Here is a 26,191-nt window from a genome sequence, read left to right as displayed (position 1 = left end):
GATCCATGAAAAGGAGTTCAGATTTGAGAAGTGAAACCGCAATACCGGCGCTCGGACGCCGCGCTTTTCTTCAGGCATCCGTCGTCGCGGCTGCCGTGGCGGCGATTCCGGCAGTCGCGTCTGCGAACGACGACGTCGACCTGGAGATGATCCTGCACGATCCTGCAGCACCGGTAACCGGAAATCTCATGGGGAATCTCACGATGGTTGCCTTCCTCGACTACAATTGCCCATGGTGCAAGAAGGCAGCGGTGCCGATGCGCGAGGCGGTCGTAAAGGATGGCGGCGTCCGGCTGGTCTACAAAGACTGGCCGATCATCACGAGGGACTCAGTAGACGGAGCCCGGCTAGCGCTCGCTGCGAAATACCAGGGTCGCTACGACGCCGTGCACGAGGCTCTTATGGCGATCAAAACGCCGAAAGCCAAGGCAGGCGAAATGCGCGATGCCGTCGAACGCACGACCGGCGTCGACTTTGCCCGTCTGCAAGACGACCTTGCGAAACATGAGGCTGAGATCGCGGCGCTGCTGGAACGAAATGGCAGGCAGGCGATGTCGCTCGGACTGAATGGGACGCCTGCCTTCATCGTCGGCAAATACCTCGTTCCTGGCGCCATCCAGAGCGTCGACGCGTTCACGGACCTCTTCGCAAAGGCCCGCCAACCGGTCTAGCCGCGCGCCTTCGCGATCGCGTCCTTCAGGCCCTTGCGGTCGAGGACGCCCGCGAAGGTGGTCGATCCCACCACGAAGGACGGCGTTCCGACAAACTTGAAGGCAGACGCCTGGATCCAATTTCGATCCAGCAGGCTTGAAATCCACGCCTGGTTCTTGACCACGGCCTTGCCGACGACGTCGAATGTGAGGCCTGTCTTCGCGAGCGCCTTTTCCATGTCGGTCTGCTGCAGCTTCGCGGGCGTATGAAACATCGCATCAAGCGTCTCCTCGTACATGCCCAGCTTCGCGGTTGCGAGCACCGCCTGTGCTGCGATGACCGAAGCGCCGCCGAAGACCGGCCAATCCTTCATCACGAGCTTGACCTTGCCGTCCTGTTCGACCACTTCCCGGACCATCTCGTAGGACTTTTTGCAATACGGGCACTGGTAGTCGAAGTATTCGACCACCGTGACGTCGCCCTTTGGGTTGCAGAGGACAGGCGCGTCCGGATCGTCAAGGACCATATCGCGGTCTGTCGGAGCCTTCGAGGCAAAGGCAAGTGACGGAGGTAGGACCGCAGCAAGCCCGGCTATCGCGACAAAATGACGGCGTGTGACGTTCATGAGCGAGGTCCTGTGGTGAGGTTGGCAGTCTGGGGAGTAGGGGCAACCGTCTTCGCCGCGTCGATCAGGTCTCGCGTGGAGATATCTCCGACCAGGCTTTTGGTCGCCGAATTCTCGGTGCCGAAGAACAGCATGGTCGGTGGACCTACGACGCCATTGTTGGTCATCAGTTTCTGCTTGTCGCGGGTCATGTCGGACAAATCGACGGAGACAAGATTGAAGTCCTTTAAGCTTGCCGCGACGCGCGCATCGACCAGCACCGAACGGTCGACGACGCGGCAAGAGACGCACCAGTCGGCGGTGAAGTAGACGAGGCTCGGCTTGCTGCTGCGCGCCAAGATGGTTCGTAGCTCTGCCTCATCCGAAACACTTGCGAAGCTCTCCTTGGTCAAGCCGGGCGACGCAGGCGCCATGGTGGCGTCGAATCCTTTCAGCGGCTGTAGCATGCTTGTCGCACCGCCGGCCGCGCCGAAGGCGAGGAACATTCCATAGAGGATGGCGAGCAGACTGCCGGACTTGGCAAGCCTCTTTCCGAGTCCGACTTCTGACGAAATCGTGTCGAAGGCACCGAAGCAGACGCCTGCCGTTACGAGCAGGGCCGCGGACAACCCGAGCGTCACGGGCGGTTCGACGAGCCGGTTGAAATACCAGACCGCGGTGCCGAGGAAGATGAACCCGAACAGCCACCGCACCTGGACCATCCATGCGCCCGCGCGAGGAAGAAGCGCTGCTCCCGATGTTCCGATGAGGATGAGAGGGATGCCTTTGCCGATTCCGAGCGCGAATAGCGCTGCCGCGCCGAGCGCGATGTTGCCGGTCTTGGCTATATAAAGGAGCGCGCCGGCAAGCGGAGCGGTCACACAGGGTCCGAGCAACAGGGCGGAGGTGAAGCCGAGGATGGCAGTCGATCGGATGGACCCGCCGAGCGGGCGCTGAGAGCGGGCGAGGCGGTTCCGCAGAAATCCCGGAAGCTGCACATCGACCATGCCGAAGCTGGCGATGGCGAGAACCACGAAGATGCCGGCCATGACGGCCACCGCGGTCTCGGACTGCAGCGCGATCTGGAAGCTTTGGCCGAGCCATGCAGCGAGTACGCCGAACAGGCTGAATGCCGCAGCAAGGGCAACGACATAGACGCTGGACAGCAAGAAGCCCCTTCCGGGAGACAGTGCCGCGCCCTGCCGTCCGAGCGTGGCGGCGAGGATCGGATACATTGGGAAGACGCAGGGCGTAAACGCGAGAAGGATGCCGAGACCCGTGAAGGACGCAAGGAGAAGAGCAACACCACCACGAGACATGATCTCTTCAACCATTCCGGTCTCTGCGCGTGGGGCGGGTCTCACGGCGGTATCCGTCGTCGATACTTGCGGAATGGGTGTGAAGGCCTGGAACGAAGTGCCACTTGTCGGTCGCGCCTCGAGCGGATCGCTCGACGTTATGTGTAGGCCGTCGACTTTCACTATTCGCACCGGATAGCAAATGCCGCCGTCCTGGCAGCCTCGGAACGACACTATCAACTTTTCCGGAGCATCGGCCAACAACGCGGTCGTCTCGTTGAAGTAGACCTCGATGCTGCCAAAGCCGGGATCGTCTTTCATCTTGCCCGGTTGTGTCTGCAGCTCGAGCTTCCGCCCATCGCCCGTGTTTGCCTCGAGCGTATCGCGATAGAGGTAGTATCCCGGAGCGATCGTCCACTTGAACATTGCCGTCGAACCGGCTCGGTCGATCGAAAGCGTGAAGGCCTCTTCCATCCTCATCGGGGGGGCCAGCGCGAGCGCAGGCCCGCAGAGCCATAGCAGTGCGAGGATGACGGAGGAAACGGTGAGACGCATTATATCTCCTTGTGAAAGACGCTTCGGACCGGGTAGGGCTTCCAGCTTGAAGCTTAAGGCAGCCTTAAGGTGCGGGTCGGAGATCTCGTCTGCGACTGCCGATGAATGGAGTGTTCGATGCGATTGCTCGTAGTGGAAGATGACGATGTGCTTCTCGACGGCCTCAAGGTCGGGCTGGAACTCGCCGGGTTCACCATCGACACGGTGACGACGGTCGCCGATGCACTCTCCGCTCTCGAGCACACCCGTTTCGACGCGATCGTGCTTGATGTGATGCTGCCGGACGGCACTGGCCTGAATATTCTGCGGCGTGTTCGCGACCGCGGCGACCGGGTACCGGTCCTACTACTGACTGCGAAGGACGCGACCGCCGACAAGATCTCAGGGCTCGACGCCGGGGCGGACGACTATCTCGGAAAGCCATTCGATCTCGACGAGGTTTCAGCACGACTGCGTGCCATCATTCGGCGAGGCGAGGGGCGCTCGGAAGGCGTCCTGCAGAGCCAGGGTGTCACGCTCGATCCGGCCCGGATGGAAGCCCTGAAGGATGGCAGCGTCATTCCGCTCTCCCGCCGGGAGTTCGCAATCATCAACGCGCTGATGCAGAATCCAGGCATGATCTTCTCTAAGTCCATCCTGGAAGAGAAGGTTTATGGTTGGCAGGAGGACGTCGAGAGCAATACGATCGAGGTTCACGTCCACAAGCTACGCACGAAGCTCGGACCGACCTTCATCGAGACCGTCCGTGGCGTCGGTTACCGTGTGGGGAGGGATGGCTGATGTCGATCCGGACAAGATTGTTTACCGTTCTGCTGTTGATGACAAGCATCGTCTGGTTGTCGGCCTGCGTCTGGATCTACACCAGCACGAAGGAGCGCCTTGAGCATGTCTTGGATGCCCGTCTCGCCGAGTCCGCAAAGATGGTGAGTTCGCTGGTCGGCGACCGCTCCGTCGTCATCGGGATGGGCGAACAGGAGCCCGCCACAGGGCGCGACCTCGAAATCGGATCTACGGTGGCGCCCTCCTACGAACGCCAGCTTGCGTGCCAGATCTGGTCGGTGAACGGCAAGCTGCTCAGCAAGTCCGACAGCGCGCCAGTCGCATCGCTCTCCGATCACGGATCCGGATTCCGGAACACCGTGATCAACGGCGCCGCTTGGCGCGTCTACGCAGTGATTAAACCCGACCTCGGAATAAGGGTTCTGGTCGGCGACAGCCTACAGGTGCGCGATCGGCTCGTCGACGATGTCATCAAGGGGCTGCTCTTTCCTGCCGTCCTCATCATGCCGCTTATGGCCGGTCTGATCTGGTTGTCCGTGTCCAAGGGGCTGGCGCCGTTGCAGAGACTGGCCGCCAGTCTCACCGCCCGTGATGCTTCGCAGCTTCATCCATTTGTCGACGACAAGACTCCCGCTGAGCTGCGGCCCATGATCCGGGCTTTGAATAGTCTTCTCTTCCGAGTCCAGTCTGCTCGTGAACGGGAACAGGAGTTCATCACCTATGCTGCCCATGAGCTTAAGACGCCGCTTGCCGGACTGAAGACGCAGGCGCAGGTTGCTATGCGGTCGAGTGATCGCGAAGTCCAGCAGCGGGCACTGAAACGAATCGAGCAGAGCGTCGACCGTACCAGCCGGATGGCGCGACAGCTCATCGATCTTGCGGCCGTCGATGCCGCCGAGGGAAGGGACAGGTCGGTAGAGGTCGACGTCGAGGCGCTGGTCCTCGACGTCGCCAACGACCTTGAGTCCTTGAAGAGGGTCCGCGACGTCGAGATCATCTGCAAGGCACCTCGGCTGCTTGGGGCTCTTTCCACCCGTGTCGACGCCTCGTTGCTGCGGCTTGCAATTCGAAATGTCCTCGAAAACGCCGTTCAGCATTCCCCGCGAGGTTCCATCGTCGAATGTATGGTGGAGACAGACGGAAGACGCATAACCGTTGTCGTTTCCGATGAGGGTCCCGGGATTGCTCTCGAAGAGCAGGGAAAGGTCTTGCAGCGCTTCTACCGGTCGCCACGCTCAGCTCCTGGAGGCAGCGGCCTTGGACTTGCGATTGTTAAGATGTCGATCGAGCGGCTTGGTGGTCGGCTCAGCTTCGCCAAACCTGGATCGCGCTTTGAGGTTTTGCTCGAAGTCTAAAGCTTGGACGGGACGTTCTGTCCGGCAGCGGTCGAGCAACGAGCCGGCTATCGAGCATGTCGGCAAACGCCGCCGCTCCCTTCGGTTTCGTTAGCGGAAAACAAGGCCGCGTCAATCTGCGGGGCCGTTGGCCGGGAAATTGTCCGGCACATAGAACTAGCTTAGTTTGGGATCGCTCTGTCAGCGGCGCAGGATAAACGCCGTCATTTCCCGTATGGCTGGAGATCTATCGAACTCGACCTGGCGATCAGGGTGCCGGCTGATATCGACCGGCAAAGCTATCAGATCAGACCGTTTTACCCATGGCGGCGGCCCGGATTTACGCGAGATCCCGAAACCCACCGTCAAGCCGAGGGATGCTCACATTCCGGACCCTCACATTGACATGTTGAAGGTGAAGAGCCGGAATTTCCATTGAAGCTGATTAAGCACCCTAAATTTCGCAACTGGAGAACGACCGCTTGACTTTGCCATTATATCCATTAATCTGGATATATGGAATCAAATGATGCAATAGCGGCTCTAGGAGCTTTGGCTCAAACCACACGACTGGAAACCTTTCGGCTTCTCGTTCGGCACGAACCGGATGGGGTGCCGGCTGGCGAACTCGCCCGATTGCTCGATGTGCCTCAGAACACGATGTCGGCGCATCTGGCGACGCTTTCCCGAGCAGGACTGGTCAAGAGCGAGCGGCAGAGCCGCTCGATCATCTATAGAGCCGACCTTGACGGCTTGCGCGACCTGACGCTGTTTCTGCTGAAGGACTGTTGCGGTGGTTCGACCGAACTTTGTGCCCCGCTTATCGCGGAGCTAACTCCCTGCTGTAGTCCGGAGGCAAAGCCTTCATGATGTTCAACAGGCCTCCGACCTAACCACGGAACACGACCATGACCGAGAAAACTTACAACGTGCTCTTCCTGTGCACGGGCAATTCCGCACGTTCTATTCTCGCCGAATCCATCCTCAAAAAGGAGGGTGGAGGGCGTTTCAAGGCATTCTCCGCTGGCAGCCAGCCCAAAGGAGAAGTCAGCCCGCATGCACTCAAGGAGCTGGAAGCCCTTGGCTATCCTTCGACAGGCTTCTCCTCGAAGAGCTGGGATGTTTTTGCCGAACCCGGCGCGCCGGAGATGGACTTCATCTTCACGGTCTGTGACAGCGCCGCCGGCGAAGCTTGTCCAGTCTGGATCGGCCATCCCATGAGCGCCCATTGGGGCATCGAAGACCCGGCCGCCGTAGTTAGCAGCGAAACGGATATTCAACGTGCGTTCGCGCAAGCCGCCCGGTACCTGAGCAACCGCATCAGGGCCTTCATAAGCTTGCCAATCGCATCGATCGATCGCCTGGCGCTCGAACACCGTCTCCGCCAGATCGGCGCGACCGAGGGTGCATCGATCAAGACCGATAGAGCCGACTGAGATGTCCACGTTCGAACGATACCTGACCGTCTGGGTCCTTTTCTGCATCGTCGTCGGCATTGCGCTCGGCCATGTCATGCCGGGCTTCTTCCATGTTATCGGCGCAGCCGAAGTCGCCAAGGTGAACATCCCCGTTGCCATACTCATCTGGCTGATGGTCATCCCGATGTTGCTCAAGATCGATTTCGGCTCGCTGGCGAAGGTCGGCAGCTACTGGCGCGGGATCGGGGTGACACTCTTCGTGAACTGGGCGGTGAAACCGTTCTCCATGGCGCTCCTGGGATGGCTGTTCGTCGGCTGGCTCTTCCGTCCCGTTCTGCCCGCTGATCAGATCGACTCCTATATCGCGGGACTGATCATCCTCGCCGCAGCTCCCTGTACGGCCATGGTGTTCGTTTGGTCCAATCTCACCAAAGGCGAGCCGCACTTCACACTGTCCCAGGTCGCGCTGAACGACGCCATCATGATCGTCGCCTTCGCGCCGATCGTTGGACTTCTACTCGGCCTGTCGGCCATCACCGTGCCGTGGAACACGCTGACGATCTCGGTCGTGCTCTACATCCTGATCCCGGTCGCTATTTCCCAAGTCATCCGCAAGCGCTTGACGGCAAGCGGCACGACACGATCCTTCGACGCGCTTCTGGCAAGGCTGCAGCCGTTTTCACTTGTTGCCCTTCTTGCCACCTTGATCCTCCTGTTCGGGTTCCAAGGCGAGCAGATCATCGCCAAGCCCGCTATCATCGGCCTGCTTGCGGTGCCGATCCTGATCCAGGTCTATTTCAACTCGGGGCTGGCGTACCTCCTTAACCGAATGTCGGGTGAACAACATTGCGTCGCCGGGCCGTCTGCGCTCATCGGCGCGAGCAACTTCTTCGAGCTTGCAGTCGCGGCCGCCATTAGTCTGTTCGGCTTCCAGTCCGGTGCAGCGCTTGCCACCGTCGTCGGTGTCCTCATCGAGGTTCCGGTGATGCTCTCGGTGGTCTGGATCGTGAACCGAACCAAGGGCTGGTACGAGGCCGCGCCCGCTGCCTCCCGAAACACCACGACCGAAAGGACATGACCATGGACGTCACCATCTACCACAATCCCGCCTGCGGAACTTCCCGCAACACCCTGGCTCTGATCCGCCATGCCGGCATCGAGCCGACGGTCGTCGAATACTTAAAGACACCGCCGTCGCGCGATCAACTCATCAAGATGATTGCTGATGCCGGTCTGGCGGTTCGCGAAGCTATACGCGAGAAGGGTACACCCTATGCCGAACTGGGCTTGGACAATCCGGGTCTCACGGACGATCAGTTGCTCGACGCGATGATCGTGACTCCGATCCTCATCAACCGACCGATTGTCGTCACGCCGCTCGGGACAAGGCTTGCCCGCCCTTCGGAAGCCGTTCTGGACATCCTTCCGACAGAGGCCTTCAAGGGTCCGTTCACAAAGGAAGATGGCGAACCCGTTCTTGATGACGAAGGAAAGCGCATTGTCTGACACATTCCCTGCTGCCTCGCCTGAGCATTTCCGCATGCCTGATCGGGATGCTCTGCGTCCTGTATTCTCCAATCACAAGCCCCGCATCCTGATCCTGTACGGGTCGCTTCGCGAGGTTTCGTACAGCCGCCTTCTCGCCTTTGAGGCCCAGCGGCTGCTGGAGCACTTCGGTTGCGACGTGCGTGTTTTCGATCCGAAGGGCCTTCCGTTGCCTGATGAAGCTCCTGCCAGCCATCCGAAGGTCCAGGAACTCAGGGAGTTCTCCGAATGGTCTGAAGGCCAAGTTTGGATCAGCCCCGAGCGGCATGGTGCGATGACGGGCGTCATGAAGTCTCAAATCGACTGGATTCCACTCGCCGTCGGTTCTGTGCGTCCGACACAGGGAAAGACACTCGCCGTGATGCAGGTATCGGGCGGCTCGCAGTCATTCAACGCCATAGGCCAGCTCCGCATCCTTGGCCGCTGGATGCGGATGATCACGATCCCCAATCAGTCCTCAGTCGCCAAGGCCTATCAGGAATTCGATGTCGACGGTCGGATGAAGCCGTCGTCCTACTACGACCGTGTCGTGGACGTCTGCGAGGAACTGGTGAAGTTCACGCTGCTGACCCGTGACGCCTCGTACTATCTGACCGACCGCTACAGCGAGAGGAAGGAAGACGCGGCCAAGCTCGAACAGCGGGTCCAGTTGAAGTCGATCTAATCTCAGCCGATGGCGACGAGGCTCCGTTTCGTCGCCATCGCCACGCTGGCAAAGGCTGCCATGCCGATCGTGCGGAAGTGGATTCGGTATAGTCTCTTCCTAGGGATAGGTTCAGGATCTGCATATCAAAATACCAAAGGTCAGGAGCGGGAACTTACATCAAGCAACTGTTGCTTTCGGCTTGATCTCCTGCTCTGGAATCTCGGCATGGACGACGTCCTGTAGAGTCCTCGGTCATTCAACGATTTCTCTCCACGGCCGCAGCAGCTGATCCGCTCGGAAAAGGGACATGATGGGCGAACTCCAGGAGAGTCCACCCATCAATGCTATTCAGCGGCCGCGAGTTTGTTGGTGTTCTCGTTTGCGGCCGTATCGACTGTGGATGCTGTCGGCAGCCGCCATCCCTTGACCAAACCGTATACGGCCGGGATTACGATCAAGGTCAACAATGTCGAGGAAACCATGCCGCCGATCATCGGCACGGCGATGCGCTGCATGATTTCCGATCCTGTTCCCGTCCTCCAGAGGATCGGCACAAGCCCCGCCATGATGGCGACGACTGTCATCATCTTCGGCCGGACGCGCTCAACCGCACCGACCATGATCGCCCTGTTGAGATCCAGTTTCGAGAAGGCACGTCCCTCCTTTTCGCAGGCCTCGCGCTGCTCCTTCATCGCATGATCGAGATAGATCAGCATGATGACCCCGGTCTCGGCAGCCACACCTGCAAGGGCGATGAAGCCGACGGCGACCGCCACCGAGGCATTGAAGCCCATCCACCACATCAGCCAGATGCCGCCGACGAGCGCGAATGGGAGGGACAGCATGACGATCATCGTCTCGGTCAAAGCCTTGAAGTTCAGGTAGAGCAGCAGGAAGATTAGCGCCAATGTCAGCGGCACTACGACCGCCAGTCGCGCTTCGGCACGTTCGAGATATTCGAACTGGCCACTCCAGGCGACGGAGTAGCCGGGCGGCATCTGTACCGATTTCACCACCGCCCGCTGTGCTTCCGCGACGTAGCCGCCGAGATCGCGGCCGGCGATGTCGACATAGACATAGACGGCGAGCTGGCCATTTTCCGTGCGGATCGTCGTTGCCCCGCGAGTGAGTTTTACATCGGCGACTTCGCCGAGCGGAACCGTGCCGCCGCCGGACAACGAGATCTGAACGTCCCTGGCGATCGCTTGCGGATCACTTCTGAGCGCTCTTGGATAGCGGACCGCAACACCATAGCGTTCGCGACCCTCGACGGTCGATGTCACGACCTCGGACCCGAGCGCCATGCCGATGACGCTCTGCACGTCATTGACTGTCAATCCATAGCGACCGAGCGCCACGCGATTAGGAACGATGTCGAGGTAGTACCCTCCGATCACCCGCTCGGCATACGCGCTCGATGTCCCTGGGATGCCCTTCAACACACCCTCGATTTGCCGGGCGATCTTCTCCATTTCGCCGAGATCGGTGCCGTAGACCTTCACACCGACAGGTGTCCGGATGCCCGTCGAGAGCATATCGATGCGGCCGCGGATCGGCATGGTCCAGGCGTTCGACACGCCCGGAAACTGCAGAGCGGCATCCATCTCCTGCTTCAGGCTGTCGATGGTAACGCCTGGCCGCCACTGCGATTTCGGTTTCAGCGTGATGATGGTTTCGAACATCTCCGTCGGGGCAGGATCCGTTGCCGTCAGGGCACGGCCAGCCTTGCCGAAGACCGTCTGCACTTCCGGGAAGGATTTGATGATCCGATCCTGCATCTGCATCAGTTCACCCGCCTTGGTGAGCGAAATGCCGGGCAAGGTGGTGGGCATATACATCAGCGTGCCCTCGTCGAGATTCGGCATGAACTCGCTGCCGATGTGCTGGGCTGGCCACGCCGTCGCACCAAGGATTGCAAGCGCCGCCAGGATGGTGAGGGCCTTAGCCCTGAGAACACCGGAAATGACCGGCCGGTAGACCCAGATCAGCAGGCGGTTCACCGGGTTCTTGTGCTCAGGAACGATACGGCCTCTGACGAAGAGCACCATCAGCGCCGGCACCAATGTCACCGACAGCAAGGCTGCTGCCGCCATCGAGAAAGTCTTGGTAAAGGCGAGCGGTCCGAAGAGACGCCCTTCCTGCGATTCCAGCGTGAAGATCGGCAGGAACGACACGGTGATGATCAGCAGGCTGAAGAACAGCGCCGGTCCGACCTCGCTTGCTGCCTCGACCAGGATCTCCATCCTTGGCTTGTCGGGCGGCGCCCGTTCAAGATGCTTGTGAGCGTTCTCGATCATGACGATGGCGGCATCGATCATCGCACCGATGGCGATCGCGATACCGCCAAGGCTCATGATATTCGCGCCAAGGCCGAGCATCCGCATGGCGATGAAAGCGATCAAAATGCCGACTGGGAGCATGACGATCGCAACGAGTGCACTGCGGACATGCAGAAGAAAGGCGATCGTCACCAGTGCGACGACGATGGATTCCTCCACCAACGTGCCCTTGAGTGTTTCGATGGCGGCCTCGATCAGCGTCGAACGATCATAGACGGGTACGATGTCCGTGCCGGGCGGAAGACTGCCCTTGATCTGATCCATGCTCTTCTTGGCGTTGTCGATAACAGTCAGCGCATTCGCGCCAAAACGCTGAAGCACAATACCGCCGGCCACTTCACCCTCGCCGTTGAGCTCGGTGATGCCACGCCTTTCGTCTGGAACCAGTTCGACCCTGGCGACGTCGCCAAGGCGCAAGGGAACGCCATTCTGGCTCTTCAGCACGATGTTCTCTATATCCGGAATTCCCTTCAGATAGCCGCGACCGCGCACCATGAATTCGAATTCGGATAGCTCGATCGTACGGCCGCCGACATCCGTATTGCTGGCCCGGACGGCATTGGCGACATCGTTGAGCGACACGCCTTGTGCCTTGAGCCGGGACGGATCGACCACGATGGAGTATTGTTTGACGAAACCGCCGACGCTGGCGACCTCGGCCACGCCTTCGGACTTCGACACGCCAAACCGCACGATCCAGTCTTGCAGCGATCGCAACTCGGCAAGTGACAGCTCCTTGGCGACAAGAGCATATTCATAGACCCAGCCGACACCCGTCGCGTCCGGCCCAAGCGTGGGTGTGACGCCCTGCGGCAGGCGGCTTGAGGCGGCGTTCAGATATTCAAGCACGCGGCTGCGCGCCCAGTAGGGATCGGTACCATCGTCGAAGATAACATAGACGAAGGAAACACCGAAGAAGGAGAAGCCGCGGACGACCTTCGACTTCGGCACCGTCAGCATCGACGTGGTCAGCGGGTAGGTGACCTGGTCTTCGACCACTTGCGGGGCCTGCCCGGGATATTCGGTGTAGACGATAACCTGCACGTCGGAGAGATCGGGAATGGCATCCAGTGGCAGCGAGCGCAGCGCATAGATGCCGCCGGCCACCGCAAGTGCGGCTCCGACAAAGATCAGGACGAGATTGTGGGCGGACCATGAGATGACGCGTGCGATCATGGCTTGGTCTCCTGCGTCATCGCGCTTAGCGCCGAATTGAGGTTGCTCTCGGCATCGAGCAGGAAGTTGGCGGAGACGACCACCTTGTCGCCGACGGCAACGCCGCGGCGAACTTCGGTCTTGTCGTCGCCGCGCATGCCAAGGCTGACATCCTTCGGCTCGAACCTGCCATCACCCTTGTCTATGAAGACGACCTGGCGATCGCCCGTGTCGATGACGGCGCTGTTGGGGACACTGACAACGGGATTGGGCGGTGCTGCCTCGATATCGATGTCGGCATACATGTTGGCAAGGAGCACGCCATCCGGATTGGCAAGCTCGATGCGGACCTTGGTTGTGCGCGTCTGGGCTTCGACCTCGGGATAAATCAGGTCGACGTTCCCTTTGAACGCCTTGCCGGGAAGACTGCGGATCTTGATCGATGCCTCTGCACCGACCCGCAGGGAGGCAAGGTCGTACTCCGGAACATCGGCGATCACCCAGACATGAGAGATGTCGGCGATGCGGAACAGGATATCGCCGGGTTTTGCCATCATGCCCGCGGTCGCAAGACGCTCGAGGACGATGCCGTCTCGCGGCGATGTGTAACCCATGCTGGTTGGCACCTGATGTGTGCGGGAGATCGTATCGATGACCTCCTGCGGTACGCCGAGATTCCTCAGCCTCAATGCGGGTCCGGTATCGTTGTTGCCGCGACTTGCGGCATATTCCGAAGCTGCGGTGGCAATGTCCTTCGAATAGAACTGGAAGAGCTTCTCTCCCGTGGTGATATGATCGCCTGTCGTGACGTTGGCGACATCATCCAGAAAGGTGTCCGTTCGCATCGAGACGACGCTGACGCGGCGTTCATCGAGCGTCACCGTGCCAGGGATCTCAATCCTGCGGCCGATACTAGCCAGTTCGGCAATGGCCGTCTTCACGCCCGTGCGCTGCAGCTTGCCGAGCGAGACCTTGACGGTGGAGGCGTCGACCTGCTCGCCGTCAAAGACGGGAATGTAGTCCATCCCCATCGAGTCCTTCTTCGGGACCTTTGAGGTGTCAGGCAGTCCCATCGGATTGCGGTAGTATAGGATGCGTCCCTTGCTAGATGGGGTGGGTGGGGCCACGTCGGCTGTCCTTGTCGACGGCTCGGCATTTTTGCTTCCGTCGAAACTCACATCTTCACTGGCACGCACCGGGATGAAGGGACGACCGTCGGATGCGTCCTTGGGAGCCAAAGAGAATTCCGCCAACCCATTCGGATGGCGGTAATAGATGATCGCCCCCGTCGGCGTGGTCTTCTTTGCGGTAGGCGCGGCCAATGCCTGCCCGGTGAGGTCCATGCCAAGAACGGAACCCAGATTGTTCGTGCCAGCCCAATAGCCTCCCCCGCCGAGCAATACGGCGAGGGAGAGCGTGGCTGCCACACGCGATGGCAGGTTCAAGGGGCCGCCTTCAGGACAAGTTCGCCCTGCACCGTATCCGGTTCACCTTGCACCTTGGCGGCAAGCTTGAAGCGCCAACCGCCGGCCATGGCGAAGTCGGTCTTGAATGCGTAGACGCCCGGCTCTGTCGAAGACGCGGCCGAGACCGGGGTGGTCATCATCTCCATGCCCTCGGGGGCCATGTCCATTCGGGTCGTAAAGATGACCGCGTCAGGGACTAGTTTGCCTGTCCGCTTGTCGACGAGACGGACCAGGACCAGCGATCCCTGGCCTTGCTTGACATCGGTCGAGACCGGCTGGAACTCATAGTCTTGCGAGGCGGCGAAGGACACGGTGGCGAAACCGGCAACAAGAATGCCGGCGAGGAGCATCGCTCCTCCGGAAAGAGAAAGCCTGTTCATGATTATGGATCTCATTGGGACGGATCTTCCAGATCACGTCCGTAGGTCAATATTGATCGCCTGCAGGCCTATCCGAACGCTTCCAGGCATCCGGCAATTACTGCGGCATGTTTCGGTATTGAGCGATGGAGATCAGGCTTTGGGAGGGCGGGCAGGAGGCTCAAGAAGAGCCGATGTCAATTGTGCCGCAGGCAAGAACTCGTAGCGATGCGATTGCCAGGCCTCTGAGAGTGGCAGCGAAGCGCCATGCGGCGTGTCGGCGGTAAAAGACGTCGTGCACAGCAGAGCTAGAACGCAGTTCTTGAAGCAATCGGGCTTTGTGGGGTGCTCATCCGGACAACATGGCATCTTCTCGACCATGTTCATGCCGGGCATGGACATGCTGCTGCCTGCTCCATCCATCGCCATTGCATTACCTGCAAGCCCAATGCTCATCGGCCCGACGAAGACCGCAAGCATGGCAACGCACAGGAACAAGCGACGGATGGTCCACACGAATGACATAGTCACAGCGATGCCACGGCGATTGGAGAATTGGAAGGGCCTCACGGAGATGTGTTGAACTCACGGGCGGTCGCAATGAACTCATTTCATCCGCACCAATATGGTTGCACAAGAAGGATCATCGGATGGTCGCGGCTTGAGGTTCCGCCATGATCGCCTTGATACCCGCCGCTTCATCGTCGAAGAAGAAGCGGCGTGCTTTGCCCAGACGATAGTCGTCCCACTTGTGCTCGAAGCAAAACCACTGGGCTTCACCATATCCAACGTCATATCCGAGCCCGCCCCATTTTACACATCCGGGGAATTCGCAGAAGTGATTTGCGAGCATCATATCGTCTGCGGAGCGTGCGATCTTTGCGGTGTCGTCAGCCATCGGGACATCCTTCAAGGGTAAGCGCGTCCGTTTCCGGGAAACGAACGGCGACTCTGGAATCACCGGGAGAGGGTAGGGTTCCTTGGTTAACGGAAGGTTGGTCACTTATCCTTGCGCCATCGTAGGCACCAATCATTTTCAGCACGTTTCTGACTTCGCTGATCCGGCGCTGAAATGCATCGGATTTGGCGATAACGCCGTCTTTCCGACGTTGGTCAAAGACGTCTTCCCCCAGGAAGGCGATTAGCTCCCGGATGATCTCTGCATCTTCGAACGTAATGCTATAGCTATAGCGGGCCGTTTGCATGGCGCACGTCTCCGTTCCCGCCGAGCAGAGGCAGGTTTCCTTTTCGATCTATCGTTCAGTTTCAGGCGGCGTTCAGGTCCGCGATCTCGCCGTGCTTGGCCAGCAGACGAGGGGATGACATGTCGCCGGTTTCTTCGTCGACCATCACAGCATAGGCCGCGACACCGGCGAAACGAGACGCCATGGAAGCCGCGATCTTCTCCGCAGACGGTACGTTTGATGCCTGGCGCATCTCACCGGGAACGAGATTTCCACGGTTCATGCGATACGGCAGCACGATAAATTTCTCTGCAGAGCTCATGGCGTATTCCTTATTTTGTTCCCAAAATGTTCTCATTTTCGAGGAGAGTCAAGCTTAAGGATGTTGACGAGAGAGTGCCCTTGATAGCGCAACTAAGGGTGTGTGAAAGATGGCACACAGAGCGTCGGGCGGAATTGACCTTTAGATGAAGAAGCAAAAGCAAAATTAGCCGTTTGCCTTCCCCGATTGTGAAACCGCGCCGCCAAATGACCCCGTCAATCTTTAAAATACCAATAGCTTGTGGCGCCAATTTACTCCCAATCACCGCGCCGAATCACAATGGGAGGCAAGCGCGCCTCGCCGCACCGCTCTCGCACAGTTACACGCTTCGATTGCTGACTTCCGCCAAGACCTGCTTGAGTTCCGTCATCATCACTGGCTTTGTAAGATGATGATCAAAACCCGCCTGAGCTGCCAACTCCTTGTCTTTCATTTGCCCCCATCCCGTCTGGGCGATGATCGGCGTGGTCCTGAAACGTTCATCTCGGCGCAACGCCCTGCAGACCTCATAACCATCCATGCCGGGAAGGCCGATATCGAGGAGAATTATATCCGGCAAATACTCGTCCGCGACTTCCAGGGCTCGTACGCCGTTGTGAGCTAAACGATATTCGTGTCCGATTTCCTCCAGCATCCATCCCAGCGCGTCGGCAATCAGGACATTGTCGTCCACAACAAGGGCTTTCATCAATGGCGCAGTTGCGGGCTCCGGATCCGGCTCTTTGGAAGTAGTGGGCGGTTCGCGAGCGTCGATGAGTGGCAGGCGAATGGTGAACAGACTTCCTTTACCCACGCCCGCGCTTTTTGCATCGACGGTTCCGCCATGCAGCGCGACAAGCTGGTGAACGAGGGCAAGGCCGATTCCCAAGCCGCCCTGCGACTGTTCACGGTGATCACCGACCTGAATGAAGAGCTGAAATACGGAGGACAGCATTTCGGCCGGTATACCAAGTCCATTGTCGTGGACCTTGATATTGACGTCATCGCCAGTGTCCTCGATGGACAGCTCGATCTTACCACCCCTTGGCGTATACTTGGCCGCGTTGTTAAGGAGGTTGGATATCACCTGGGAAAGCCGGGTATGATCACCATCGACCCATAGCTGCCTCGTCGGAAGTTCGACCTCCAGCAAATGCTCTCCCTCCTCGATAAGTGGGCGGCTTGCCTCGACAGCCGATTCGACAATGTCCTGAATATTGACCTGTTCCTTGCGAAGCTCGATCTTACCCTGGCTGATGCGAGAGACATCCAACAAGTCGTCAATCAATCGGACGAGATGCGTCAGCTGCCGGTCCATCATATCGCGAATATTCGAAGCCGCCTTGCTGTCGGGATTACTCCGCAGGATGTCTAATCCATGCCGTAATGGCGCCAAGGGATTTCGCAATTCGTGTGCAAGGGTTGCGAGAAATTCATCCTTCCGACGATCGGCCTCCTGCAGAGAATTCGACTGTAATTCAAGTCTGTCACGTTGCTCTGCTATCTGCTGGCGCTGCTTGTAGAGTTCTAGAAAGACATCCGCCTTGCTGCGTAGAATATCCGCCTCGATAGGCTTTTGAATGAAATCTACCGCCCCGGCCTCGTAGCCGCGAAAACGCCGCTGGCTGTCGGCACTCCCTGCCGTGACAAAGATGATCGGAACGCGTCGCGTGCGTTCGTTGCCGCGCATTAACTCCGCAACTTCAAAGCCGCTCAAACCTGGCATCTGCACATCAACGAGCGCCAATGCCACTTCGTGATGGAGCAGAAGCTCGAGCGCTTCATCTCCCGAGCGGGCCTTCAGCAGCTCCAGCTCATCGCGGCGCAGCAAGGCTTCCAGCGAAATCAGATTTTCTTCCAGGTCATCGACTAGCAGGAATTTAACCGCACCCATGTGCTCATACCTCTTTCAAGTAAGTCGTTATCGCCTGTAGCGACATGATCTTTGCATCCGGACAATCCGCGATAGCGGCGCGAGGCATGCTGGCCGCGAAGGCTTCGGCGGGATCTTGGACAAGAGCTACTCCTCCCGACTGGATGATAGCCAACAGGCCTCTTGAGCCGTCCTGATTGGCTCCTGTGAGGACAATTGCGATTAAGCCTTCGCCATAAACATCTGCCGCGCTCTCGAAGAGCGCATCAATCGATGGACGCGAAAAGAGCTCAGGCTCCTCGCGTGACAGTGCCAGCGTATCCTTCGTCTCCACGAGTAAATGATAGTCGGGCGGCGCAAAATAAACGGTGCCGGCTTTGATCGGTTCCTTGTCTTCGGCTTCGACGACGGCGAGCCGGCATTTAGCGCGGAAGAGTTCGGCGAGTACGCTTTGCCTGTTGGGCGGGATGTGGACAACGACGATGACAGGCAGCCGGAAGTGCGATGGGAGATTTGGCAGGATCGCAGACAAGGCTTCAATGGCGCCTGCCGAGCCGCCGATCACGACCGCCTCCGATATCGCGTCGCTCATCGATCCAACCTCTGATAAATCCTCTCTTCGCGTGCAAAGTCCTTGAAGCCGTCGGCATGAGCCGAAAACCTCAGGCTCTCTTTTGCGCCCAGCCCAAGGAACCCCCTTCTTGCGAGTGAGTCGACAAACAGGCCAACGGCCCTGTCCTGGAGCGGACGGTCAAAATAGATCAGGACATTTCGGCAGGAAATCAGGTTCATTTCGCCAAAGACAGCATCCGTCACAAGACTATGATCCGAAAAGACGACGTGTTGGCGCAATGTCTTGTCGAAAGACGCCTTGCCATATGCTGTGCGATAATAGTCGGACAATGATGATTTCCCCCCTGCTGCGCGATGATTCTCCGTGAATTGCTGAATGCGATCGAGATCATAGATCCCCGATTCGGCTGCCTGCAGGGCATCGTGGTTGATGTCGGTTGCGTAGAAAATCGTTCGAGATTCCAGGCCTTCCTCGCGAAAGAGAATAGCGAGGGAATAGACTTCTTCCCCGCTGCTGCAGCCGGCAATCCATATCTTCAGTGACGGATAGGTTCGTAAGTGAGGCAAGACCCTTTCTCTAAGCGCGCGAAAGTAACGTGGATCGCGGAACATATCGCTGACTTGGACGGTCAGGTATCCAAGAAGCTGCGAAAGTACAGTTGGATCGTGCAGCACGCCTTCCTGCATGGCCGAAATCGTCGCAAATCCGAGTTGCTCCCGTGCACGTTTCAGCCGCCGCTTGATCGAGGCCATCGCATAGTTGCGAAAGTCATAGTGATATTGATAGTAAATCGCTTCCAGCAAAAGCCGGATCTCAATGTCCTCGATTTTTTCTAGCGCTGAATCTTGTGTCACCGCGGCATCCAGACGCGAACGAGAGACAGCAGTTTCTCCACATCGAGGGGCTTGGCCATGTAGTCATTTGCACCCGCCTCGATGCAGCGTTGCTGATCATCGGGCATCGCCTTTGCCGTCAGCGCAATAATTGGCAACTTCCTCCATTCTGGTTTCAAGCGGATCTCACGGGTGGCTGCGAGACCATCCATGACGGGCATCATAACGTCCATGAGCACCAAATCGATCGCCGAAGAAGAACCAAGCGCTGCATTCTTCAATGCGTCGATAGCCTCCTGGCCGTTTCGCGCAATCTGAACTTCCGCGCCGCGCGGCTCCAGTATATTGGTCAGCGCATAAACATTACGGACGTCGTCCTCGACGATAAGGATGCGGCGTCCCTCGAGGAGCGCATCCCTGCTTCGTGCCTTCCGGATCATCCGCTGCTGCTCCGCCGGCAGATCTGAAACGACCTGATGCAGAAACAGCGTGACTTCGTCGAGAAGACGCTCGGGGGATTTCGCCCCCTTGATGATGATTGATTTCGAATAGCGGCGCAGCTTCCGCTCATCGTCGGGCGACAGGACGTGACCAGTATAGACAATGACGGGTGGAAAGGCATGATCGCCATCCTGGCTGATCTTTTCAAGCAATGCGTAGCCCGAAGCATCTGGCAACGACAAGTCAAGCACCATGCAATCGAAGATCTCTTCCTTTAAGAGCCTCAGGCATTCTGCCGCGGTGCCGGCGCCGACAGTTTCAACCTCATGGGAGGTCAACAATTTCGCGACCGCCTCGCGTTGCACTTCATTGTCCTCGACAATCAGCACCCGATGCAGGCGCTGGGAAAGCTTCCGTTCAAGTCCTTTCAGGACGTCGACGAGTTGCTCACGTTTGACGGGCTTCAACATGTAGCCCATGGCGCCGAGCGCAAATGCCGTCTCGGAATAGTCATCCGCCGAGACCATATGGATCGGGATATGGCGCGTCTGCACGTCGCGTTTCAACCTGTCAAGGACGGACAAACCCGATTGATCGGGCAATCCGACATCGAGAACGATGGCATTGGGGACGAACTGGCTTGCGAGTGCTATCGCTTCGTGTGCGGTGGTCGCAACGAGGGCGCGGAAGCCGACCTCGCGCGCTAAGTCCCGGAGGATTTCCGCAAAGGCATCGTCGTCTTCGACCACGAGCAGGACTCGCTTATCTCCAAGTGAAATGGCGCGATCGTCGTCAAGTGGACGGCTGCGCGGCGGCAACGGGTATGAATCACTCGCTGCCGGAGCGAGCGATGGAGCGGATACACCGGTTGCAATGCGCTCACGGGTCGCATCTACCGCCTCGGTGTAGGTCAACGGCAGCGTGAGCGTGAAGGTGCTGCCCTGTCCTTCGCGACTTTCAAGCTGAATGTTACCTCCAAGCAAGCGGACGAGCTCCTTCGAGATGGAGAGACCAAGGCCGGTACCGCCAAACCTCCGGCTGATGGTGCCATCCGCCTGGTGAAAGGCCTCGAAAATGCGCCTCTGCTGATCTTCGGCTATGCCGATACCAGTATCGGAAACCGCAATTGCGATGCGGTTATCGCCAGCCCCATTGATCGATACGGTGACGTGTCCTTGTTCGGTGAATTTGAAGGCATTCGATAGGAGATTCTTTACAACCTGCTCAAGCCGTTGCAGATCGGTCTCGATGATCGCCGGGCATTCGTCAGCGATCTTAATCTCGAACGTTATCCCTTTGCTGCCTGCGACCGGTTCGAAGAGTTGGCGGATATTGTTTGAAAGACGTTTGATGGACACCTGTTCCAGTCTGATATCGGCGTGACCGGCTTCGATCTTGGAGAGATCGAGGATGTCGTTGATCAGATTCAGCAGGTCGTTTCCCGACGATTGAATGGTTTGGGCATATTTGACCTGTTCTTGCGTTAAATTCTCATCGGTATTGTCTGCTAGAAGTTTTGCGAGAATAAGCGACGAGTTGAGCGGTGTCCTCAGCTCATGCGACATGTTGGCGAGAAAGTCCGACTTGTATCGGCTGGCCTGTTCGAGTTCCTGAGCCTTCAACTGGATGGAAGTGTTAGCTCGCTCCAGATCGTCACGCTGAGTTTCCAGTTGCTGGGCTTGTTCTTCCAGCTGCGAGTTCGTCTGCTCAAGCTCGGTCTGCTGCTGCTCGAGCCGCATGTGCGATTCCTTGAGCGCGCGCCCCTGTTCCTCCAGCTCCTCATTGGAGACCCGCAATTCTTCGCCCTGAACCTGCAGCTCCTCGGACTGGCGTTGCGTTTCCTCCAGAAGGTTGATGAGGTCACTGCGATACTTCGCAGAGCGAACGGCGGTTGCGATCGATGACGATGCGCGTTCCAGAAACTCCAGTACGGCTTCGTCAGCAGGTCGGAGAAAACCGAGTTCGATGACGGCGTTCACATCCCCGTCGACGCTGCCGGGCGATATGACAAGATGGTTGGGGTTGCTGCTGCCCAATGCCGAGCCGAACGTCAGGTAGCCGGCGGGCACCTCGTCAATGACGATGGGAGATTCTTCTACCACGGCCTGACCCAGGAGGCCCTCGCGCAGGCCGAAGCGCTCGACGAGCGCCGCTCCTTCAGGAACGCCATAGGTTGAAACACGCCGGAATGTGTCCCGGTCTCTGACGAATATCGCGCCTGCGACTGCACCGACATACCTCGTCAGGTATCCAAGTATGTTATCACCAAGCTGCTCAGTGCGTTGGTCACCCACAAGAGCGGACGCCAGTCCGAGGTTGCCGGATTGCAACCACTCCTCGCGGCGGCGCGTGAGTGTGGTCCTGCGAATGAGCAAGCCCATCACAATCGTGAGCAATATTCCGAGCGCACCGGTCAGCACGCTGCCCACGAGAGCAGTGTGGTAGGCATCGTTCATCTCGTCGAGGCGCTGGGAGCGCAGCTCGGTCTCGGATTGACCCATGGCAAAAAGCTGGGCACGGATTGCGTCCATTTCCACCTTGCCTTGATCCGAATTGACAACAGCCAGGGCTGCGTCGAGGCTTTGTGCCTTTCGCAGGTCGATCGTCTGTTTCAGCTCGGCAAGTTTCGCGTCGACATGTTGCTGTAAGATTGCAACCCTGCGCTGTTGAGCAGCATTGTCTGCGGTTAGCTCTTCTATTTCCCTAAGGCGCTGCGGGACGGCATTCAACGCCGAATTATAGGGATCCAGATAGCGCTCGTTGTTCGTCAGCAAAAAGCCGCGTTGTCCCGTTTCGGCATCCTGCGCGCTGGAAAGCAACTCGTCGAGCGCTATCATGATCGCGTGCGAACGGACAATCTTATCCGTGTTTTCGCGCAATATACTCGTGTTGATGTAGGCAAAGGCTCCGCTGATCAGGAAGAAAACGATCGCCCCAACAAGGCTAAATGCGACGACCGGATCAAGGCCAAGGTTCCATTTCGTAACTTTGGACGTTGCGGATTGGCTCATGGATATTCTCTTAAGTTCTGGGAAAAGGCAGCGTTGTTTCAATTTCACAACGCTCCAAATAGATAAAACAAGCGGTAATAGAATCACATCCGAAGCAAAGTAGGCGATCGGTTGAAACTATCAAGCGGTGCTACCTTTGCAAATATTGTGAGTGGAAAATGCTAAGTCATATGCGATCCAAAATTTAGGCAAGCAAGGTTTTTTCGAAAATGTGAAGCTCATGCCCACATACATTCTTTGCGGGTAAGTGTTTGCGTCGATCTTTCGGCATTTAATCATTCGAGCCTCTGGTGTCGTGTGAACCATTAGCTCCACGCCCTTCGAGGTCGTAAAGGCGCTCCAAGGCCCTTCGCTTCTCATCAGGTGTATTTCGACCGAAGTGAGCTTGAGCGGTCAAAAACCCAAGCTCTTGGAGCCGCTCCGCGTCGGTGAAGCCGTTTTGATACAAGCGGATCAGTCGCGCGGCGAGCGATTCGCGGCTGTAATCGGTCAAATCAAACCACGGTTCAGCGGTAATCGTGGCAAAGATGACCTGGAGAAATTTCACTTCTTCCGGTCTGAGTATACCATCCGTCAGATGGTGATATCGAAGCATTTTCTCGTCCCGCTTTCGTGAATTATCTGCACGGCGTCTTAGGGCACATGTGGGCTTTGCGCATTAACTTTTATTAATCGGTGCTAGACCTTTTGAAGGCTATCTGCTGGCTCACCAAGCGCGAAATTCAGCATTGTCGCTAAGGCTGGATGGCGAGCAGACAATAGAAGCGAGCAAAGACAAAAGGCAGTTGGATTGGAGCCGATGCCCCGCCAATCTTCGCATTGATCGCAAGGCTCGTGTGAATGGCGCAAGAGCCGAAGCATCGCTAGCGCCGTCGAGGAAGACGGAACGCCAATTACTGTTTCACCGCAGGGATCTATTTACGATTTGCTCGGAACAAATCATGCGCGTGTCGAGTTGTTAGTCGGGCGGTCCGGCTCGAAGCAAGGCTGTCGTTTTGAGGAATATAAGTTTTATGCCCGCAAAATTATTGTCAGGTCGCCGTTCGCGTTTGAAATCGGCAACGGAATCACATCACCGTCGACTGGATGGACTAAACAAAGAACTCGCGATGTTTGGGTCAATCTCGTCCTATGAAAAGTATCTGACTGCAACACTTGCGAGCCGGGTTGAGCTGGAAGCAATCCTCGAGGCAAGTCAGATTGACGCGCTGGTACCGAATTGGACGCGGCGAAAGATCGTCCCGCAGCTCCTGGAAGACGTTCGTGATCTTGGCGGTAATAATGTTATGTCGCCCGCGGTGGTTAACGCCTCCGTCTCAATGCCGGCGATCCTTGGAACTCTTTATGTGGTGGAGGGCTCGGGCCTCGGAGCGGGGATTCTGATCAACCGGGCCGCGAAGCTCGGATTGTCCGGCAGTCTTGGGGCACGCCATCTAGCGCAGCAGGTGTACAATCTGCGGTCTTGGCGGACGATACTCAACATAATTGAGACAACGTGGATCGATGATGAGGACTGCTGCAATCAAGCGGCGATTGCAGCATTTGGCGTGTTCGAAAGCAACTATCGGAGACTGTTTGGCAATGCCGGCTGAAATCTCTGTTGATCAGACCGCATGCGATCGCGAACCGATACACATCCCCGGATCCATTCAGCCGCACGGTCTTTTGTTCGTCGTTGAACGGGCCACCGGCAGGGTCATTGGCGGGGCAGGCGCGATAGAGGTGCATTTTGGAGGCAATTGGTTAGGTCGGCCGATTGACGACCTGCTTACGTTCGATGTCATTGCCAGCATCGAAAAAGCTCCGCGAACCAACGAAATCATCGTGGGCAAACATGAGGTCGACGGCGAAGTTCACGATGTTCTTGGCCATATCGTCGGCGATATCATCTTGATTGAGCTTGAGCCAGCCCAAAGCTCGCAATTGACGCCGGAACAGTCTCTTTCGAACTTGGATGCGATAGCCAAACGTTTCGAAACATCGCCCGATACCTCGGCTCTTTTTGAGATCGCGGCGACGGCCTTTCGCGAGCTCACCGGCTTCGATCGGACTATGATCTATCAATTCACGGAGGATGCTTCCGGCGTAGTCATCGCAGAAGACCGCAACGAGGTCTTCCCGCCTTTCCTGAATCATCATTTTCCCGCCAGTGACATCCCGAGACAGGCACGTGCGCTCTATCTGCGTAACCGTGTCCGGGCCATTCCCGATGCGACCTATCTGCCGGCACCTTTGCGCTGGTCGCGTGGCGAGGACCAGACTGTCGATCTGAGCGACGTAGCGTTGCGAAGCGTCTCGCCTGTTCATCTGCAGTATCTGCGCAATATGGGCGTACGCGCCAGTGCATCGGTCTCCATCATCAAGGACGGCGTGCTTTGGGGGTTGATCGCTTGTCACAATGCCACGCCTTTGCGCATGCCCTTTGCCGTACGCGCTGCTGCGATGGCACTTGCAAGCAGCCTGGCTCGGCAGATCAAGGCCAAGGATGAAGCGGAAAATGCGCGTGAACGCCTCACACTTCGCGCGCATGAGGATCGTTTGATCGAGACGCTTCAGCTCAGCGCTCCCGTGCGGGAATTGCTGATACAGGCTGCGCCCAATCTACGCGAGATGATGGCATCGGACGGCTTTGCGGCTCTCAGCGGAGAGGTATTGGTCGCCCGGTCCGGTATGGTTCCGGAATTGGATGAGCTTCGCACGATTATAAAGATATCGGAGCCGAGGCTGGGAGACGGAATGTTTCATTGCCATGCGTTTGGTCGATTATCCGATCTTCCCGCTCATCTGGTGGCGGTCGCAAGCGGGCTGGCGATGCTCAAGCTCCCGCTGCAGGAAAATCTGTTCCTGATATGGCTGCGGGCGGAGAAGGCGCAGGTTGTGGAATGGGCCGGGAATCCTCATAAGGAACTGACCGGTTCGACCGCTGCATCGCTTTCACCGCGCGCATCCTTCGCGGCTTGGTCCGAGGAGGTTCGTGGTTGTTCAAACATATGGAATAACAACCATATAGATGCGATCCACCGTGTTGGCCGTGTGATATCCGAAAGCTTTCAGCGTGAGCGTATTGCAAGGCTCAATCAAGAATTGCAGAAGACCCTGGAACAGAAGGATGAATTGCTCAAGCAGAAGGATTTCCTGATGCGGGAAATCAACCATCGGGTCCAGAACAGCTTGCAGCTCGTTTCGACGTTTCTGAAGATGCAGGCGCGGGAAAGCGACGATATGTCGGTCGTCGAGCAGCTTACAGACGCGAGAAGCCGAATTTCCGCGGTTGCGCTTGTTCACAGGCGGCTCTATTCGGACAATTACGTCGGAGCGGTTGATCTTGCCCGATATCTCAGTGATCTTTCCAAGGAGCTGTTTCTCTCCATGGGAGAAGAATGGCGCAGTTGCCACAGCAGCAGTTTTTCGCCAGTGCTGATGGATGCCGATCGGGCTATCAATGTCGGGCTCATCTTCGCAGAGTTGATCACCAACGCGAACAAGTACGCATATGGAGGCGGTCCGGGACCAACAAGCGCTGTTCTCGATCATCATCTTAACGACATTCGCCTGACGATCGCCGATCGAGGCACGGGAAAGACACGCCTTACTACAGGTTTCGGCAGCAAGATGTTAGATGCAATTGTCGTCGGTCTCGGGGGAGAACTCCAGGAAACCAGCAACAATCCTGGACTGAAAACGATTGTCACGATACCTGTCCAGTTCCGCTCCTAACGAGGTGGAATCATAGGCCGTTATGACTTTACTTCAAATGCAAGAGACCATGCCGCGTTAACGCATTCGAATTCGCCTCCGGTGCCTCTGTTGTGTCACGCCGACTT

24 protein-coding genes are annotated in these 26,191 nt (G+C 57.7%); 10 read left to right on the top strand and 14 right to left on the bottom strand.

Annotated features, from left to right (window positions below):
• Nucleotides 1–23: 23 nt before the first annotated feature.
• Nucleotides 24–671: a DsbA family protein gene (locus tag BJ928_RS33030; RefSeq protein WP_245432673.1), complete on the top strand. Its 648-nt coding sequence runs from the start codon at nucleotides 24–26 to the stop codon at nucleotides 669–671.
• On the opposite strand, the gene BJ928_RS33025 is transcribed toward BJ928_RS33030, so the two are convergent.
• Together BJ928_RS33025 and dsbD are read right to left on the bottom strand one after the other, a co-directional pair.
• Nucleotides 668–1,276 carry a DsbA family protein gene (locus BJ928_RS33025; RefSeq protein WP_047635938.1) on the bottom strand — a complete coding sequence of 203 codons (609 nt, stop codon included), beginning with the start codon at nucleotides 1,274–1,276 and terminating at the stop codon, nucleotides 668–670. The genes BJ928_RS33030 and BJ928_RS33025 overlap by 4 nt on opposite strands.
• Entirely contained in the window at nucleotides 1,273–3,108 is a 1,836-nt protein-coding gene (gene dsbD, locus BJ928_RS33020) for a protein-disulfide reductase DsbD (RefSeq protein WP_052227951.1), read from the bottom strand. Before dsbD ends, BJ928_RS33025 begins: the two co-directional genes overlap by 4 nt.
• 117 nt (nucleotides 3,109–3,225) lie before the next feature.
• Here dsbD and BJ928_RS33015 point away from each other — a divergent pair, with 117 nt between their 5' ends.
• From BJ928_RS33015 to arsH, 7 genes are all read left to right on the top strand, one after another.
• Nucleotides 3,226–3,888 (top strand): response regulator, encoded by a 663-nt coding sequence (locus BJ928_RS33015; RefSeq protein WP_047635937.1) that lies wholly within the window; start codon nucleotides 3,226–3,228, stop codon nucleotides 3,886–3,888.
• Entirely contained in the window at nucleotides 3,888–5,243 is a 1,356-nt protein-coding gene (locus BJ928_RS33010) for an ATP-binding protein (protein ID WP_052227950.1), read from the top strand. The genes BJ928_RS33015 and BJ928_RS33010 overlap by 1 nt, the downstream gene beginning before the upstream one ends.
• A gap of 495 nt (nucleotides 5,244–5,738) precedes the next feature.
• Nucleotides 5,739–6,092 carry a metalloregulator ArsR/SmtB family transcription factor gene (locus tag BJ928_RS33005; RefSeq protein ID WP_047635936.1) on the top strand — a complete coding sequence of 118 codons (354 nt, stop codon included), beginning with the start codon at nucleotides 5,739–5,741 and terminating at the stop codon, nucleotides 6,090–6,092.
• 38 nt (nucleotides 6,093–6,130) lie between these two features.
• A complete protein-coding gene (locus BJ928_RS33000; protein WP_047635935.1) occupies nucleotides 6,131–6,658 on the top strand; it encodes an arsenate reductase ArsC in 528 nt (175 codons plus the stop codon).
• 1 nt (nucleotide 6,659) lies between these two features.
• Nucleotides 6,660–7,718: an ACR3 family arsenite efflux transporter gene (gene arsB, locus BJ928_RS32995; RefSeq protein ID WP_047635934.1), complete on the top strand. Its 1,059-nt coding sequence runs from the start codon at nucleotides 6,660–6,662 to the stop codon at nucleotides 7,716–7,718.
• The gene (gene arsC, locus BJ928_RS32990) at nucleotides 7,715–8,146 is read left to right on the top strand and encodes an arsenate reductase (glutaredoxin) (RefSeq protein ID WP_047635933.1); all 432 of its coding nucleotides are present in this window, start codon (nucleotides 7,715–7,717) and stop codon (nucleotides 8,144–8,146) included. The genes arsB and arsC overlap by 4 nt, the downstream gene beginning before the upstream one ends.
• Entirely contained in the window at nucleotides 8,121–8,849 is a 729-nt protein-coding gene (gene arsH, locus BJ928_RS32985) for an arsenical resistance protein ArsH (RefSeq protein WP_047635932.1), read from the top strand. The genes arsC and arsH overlap by 26 nt, the downstream gene beginning before the upstream one ends.
• Nucleotides 8,850–9,175: 326 nt before the next feature.
• On the opposite strand, the gene BJ928_RS32975 is transcribed toward arsH, so the two are convergent.
• The 12 genes from BJ928_RS32975 to BJ928_RS32920 all read right to left on the bottom strand — a co-directional run bounded on the left by BJ928_RS32975 (nucleotide 9,176) and on the right by BJ928_RS32920 (nucleotide 22,962).
• Nucleotides 9,176–12,346, bottom strand: a complete 3,171-nt coding sequence (locus BJ928_RS32975; RefSeq protein ID WP_047635930.1) for a CusA/CzcA family heavy metal efflux RND transporter — start codon at nucleotides 12,344–12,346, stop codon at nucleotides 9,176–9,178.
• Nucleotides 12,343–13,770 carry an efflux RND transporter periplasmic adaptor subunit gene (locus BJ928_RS32970; protein WP_052227949.1) on the bottom strand — a complete coding sequence of 476 codons (1,428 nt, stop codon included), beginning with the start codon at nucleotides 13,768–13,770 and terminating at the stop codon, nucleotides 12,343–12,345. The genes BJ928_RS32975 and BJ928_RS32970 overlap by 4 nt, the downstream gene beginning before the upstream one ends.
• A complete protein-coding gene (locus BJ928_RS32965; RefSeq protein ID WP_047635929.1) occupies nucleotides 13,767–14,141 on the bottom strand; it encodes a FixH family protein in 375 nt (124 codons plus the stop codon). The genes BJ928_RS32970 and BJ928_RS32965 overlap by 4 nt, the downstream gene beginning before the upstream one ends.
• Before the next feature lie 162 nt (nucleotides 14,142–14,303).
• Nucleotides 14,304–14,675, bottom strand: coding sequence for a hypothetical protein (locus BJ928_RS32960; protein WP_082011995.1), 372 nt, complete (start codon nucleotides 14,673–14,675; stop codon nucleotides 14,304–14,306).
• Between the two features lie 118 nt (nucleotides 14,676–14,793).
• On the bottom strand, nucleotides 14,794–15,048 hold the full coding sequence (locus BJ928_RS32955; protein WP_047635927.1) for a hypothetical protein: 255 nt from the start codon (nucleotides 15,046–15,048) through the stop codon (nucleotides 14,794–14,796).
• Nucleotides 15,041–15,355 (bottom strand): hypothetical protein, encoded by a 315-nt coding sequence (locus BJ928_RS32950; protein WP_047635926.1) that lies wholly within the window; start codon nucleotides 15,353–15,355, stop codon nucleotides 15,041–15,043. The genes BJ928_RS32955 and BJ928_RS32950 overlap by 8 nt, the downstream gene beginning before the upstream one ends.
• A 61-nt stretch (nucleotides 15,356–15,416) precedes the next feature.
• Complete coding sequence (locus BJ928_RS32945) at nucleotides 15,417–15,656, bottom strand: hypothetical protein (RefSeq protein WP_047635925.1); 240 nt, start codon at nucleotides 15,654–15,656, stop codon at nucleotides 15,417–15,419.
• Nucleotides 15,657–15,975: 319 nt separating this feature from the next.
• Nucleotides 15,976–17,529: a response regulator gene (locus tag BJ928_RS32940; protein ID WP_047635924.1), complete on the bottom strand. Its 1,554-nt coding sequence runs from the start codon at nucleotides 17,527–17,529 to the stop codon at nucleotides 15,976–15,978.
• 4 nt (nucleotides 17,530–17,533) lie between these two features.
• On the bottom strand, nucleotides 17,534–18,100 hold the full coding sequence (locus BJ928_RS32935; RefSeq protein WP_047635923.1) for a chemotaxis protein CheB: 567 nt from the start codon (nucleotides 18,098–18,100) through the stop codon (nucleotides 17,534–17,536).
• Nucleotides 18,097–18,936 (bottom strand): CheR family methyltransferase, encoded by an 840-nt coding sequence (locus BJ928_RS32930; protein ID WP_245432663.1) that lies wholly within the window; start codon nucleotides 18,934–18,936, stop codon nucleotides 18,097–18,099. The genes BJ928_RS32935 and BJ928_RS32930 overlap by 4 nt, the downstream gene beginning before the upstream one ends.
• Nucleotides 18,933–22,367: a response regulator gene (locus BJ928_RS32925; RefSeq protein ID WP_047635921.1), complete on the bottom strand. Its 3,435-nt coding sequence runs from the start codon at nucleotides 22,365–22,367 to the stop codon at nucleotides 18,933–18,935. The genes BJ928_RS32930 and BJ928_RS32925 overlap by 4 nt, the downstream gene beginning before the upstream one ends.
• 271 nt (nucleotides 22,368–22,638) lie before the next feature.
• On the bottom strand, nucleotides 22,639–22,962 hold the full coding sequence (locus BJ928_RS32920; RefSeq protein ID WP_047635920.1) for a hypothetical protein: 324 nt from the start codon (nucleotides 22,960–22,962) through the stop codon (nucleotides 22,639–22,641).
• A 418-nt stretch (nucleotides 22,963–23,380) separates the two neighbouring features.
• On the opposite strand from BJ928_RS32920, the gene BJ928_RS38635 reads away from it, so the two are divergent.
• Together BJ928_RS38635 and BJ928_RS32915 are read left to right on the top strand one after the other, a co-directional pair.
• A complete protein-coding gene (locus tag BJ928_RS38635; protein WP_147413967.1) occupies nucleotides 23,381–23,959 on the top strand; it encodes a biliverdin-producing heme oxygenase in 579 nt (192 codons plus the stop codon).
• Nucleotides 23,901–26,084 (top strand): histidine kinase dimerization/phosphoacceptor domain -containing protein, encoded by a 2,184-nt coding sequence (locus BJ928_RS32915; protein WP_183079487.1) that lies wholly within the window; start codon nucleotides 23,901–23,903, stop codon nucleotides 26,082–26,084. Before BJ928_RS38635 ends, BJ928_RS32915 begins: the two co-directional genes overlap by 59 nt.
• Nucleotides 26,085–26,191 lie beyond the last annotated feature (107 nt).

Source organism: Rhizobium sp. WW_1 (assembly GCF_003610155.1).
Taxonomy (GTDB): Bacteria; Pseudomonadota; Alphaproteobacteria; order Rhizobiales; family Rhizobiaceae; genus Rhizobium; species Rhizobium tropici_A.
Note: the sequence above shows the minus strand (reverse complement) of the source record. Positions and strands in the feature narration are given on the sequence as shown.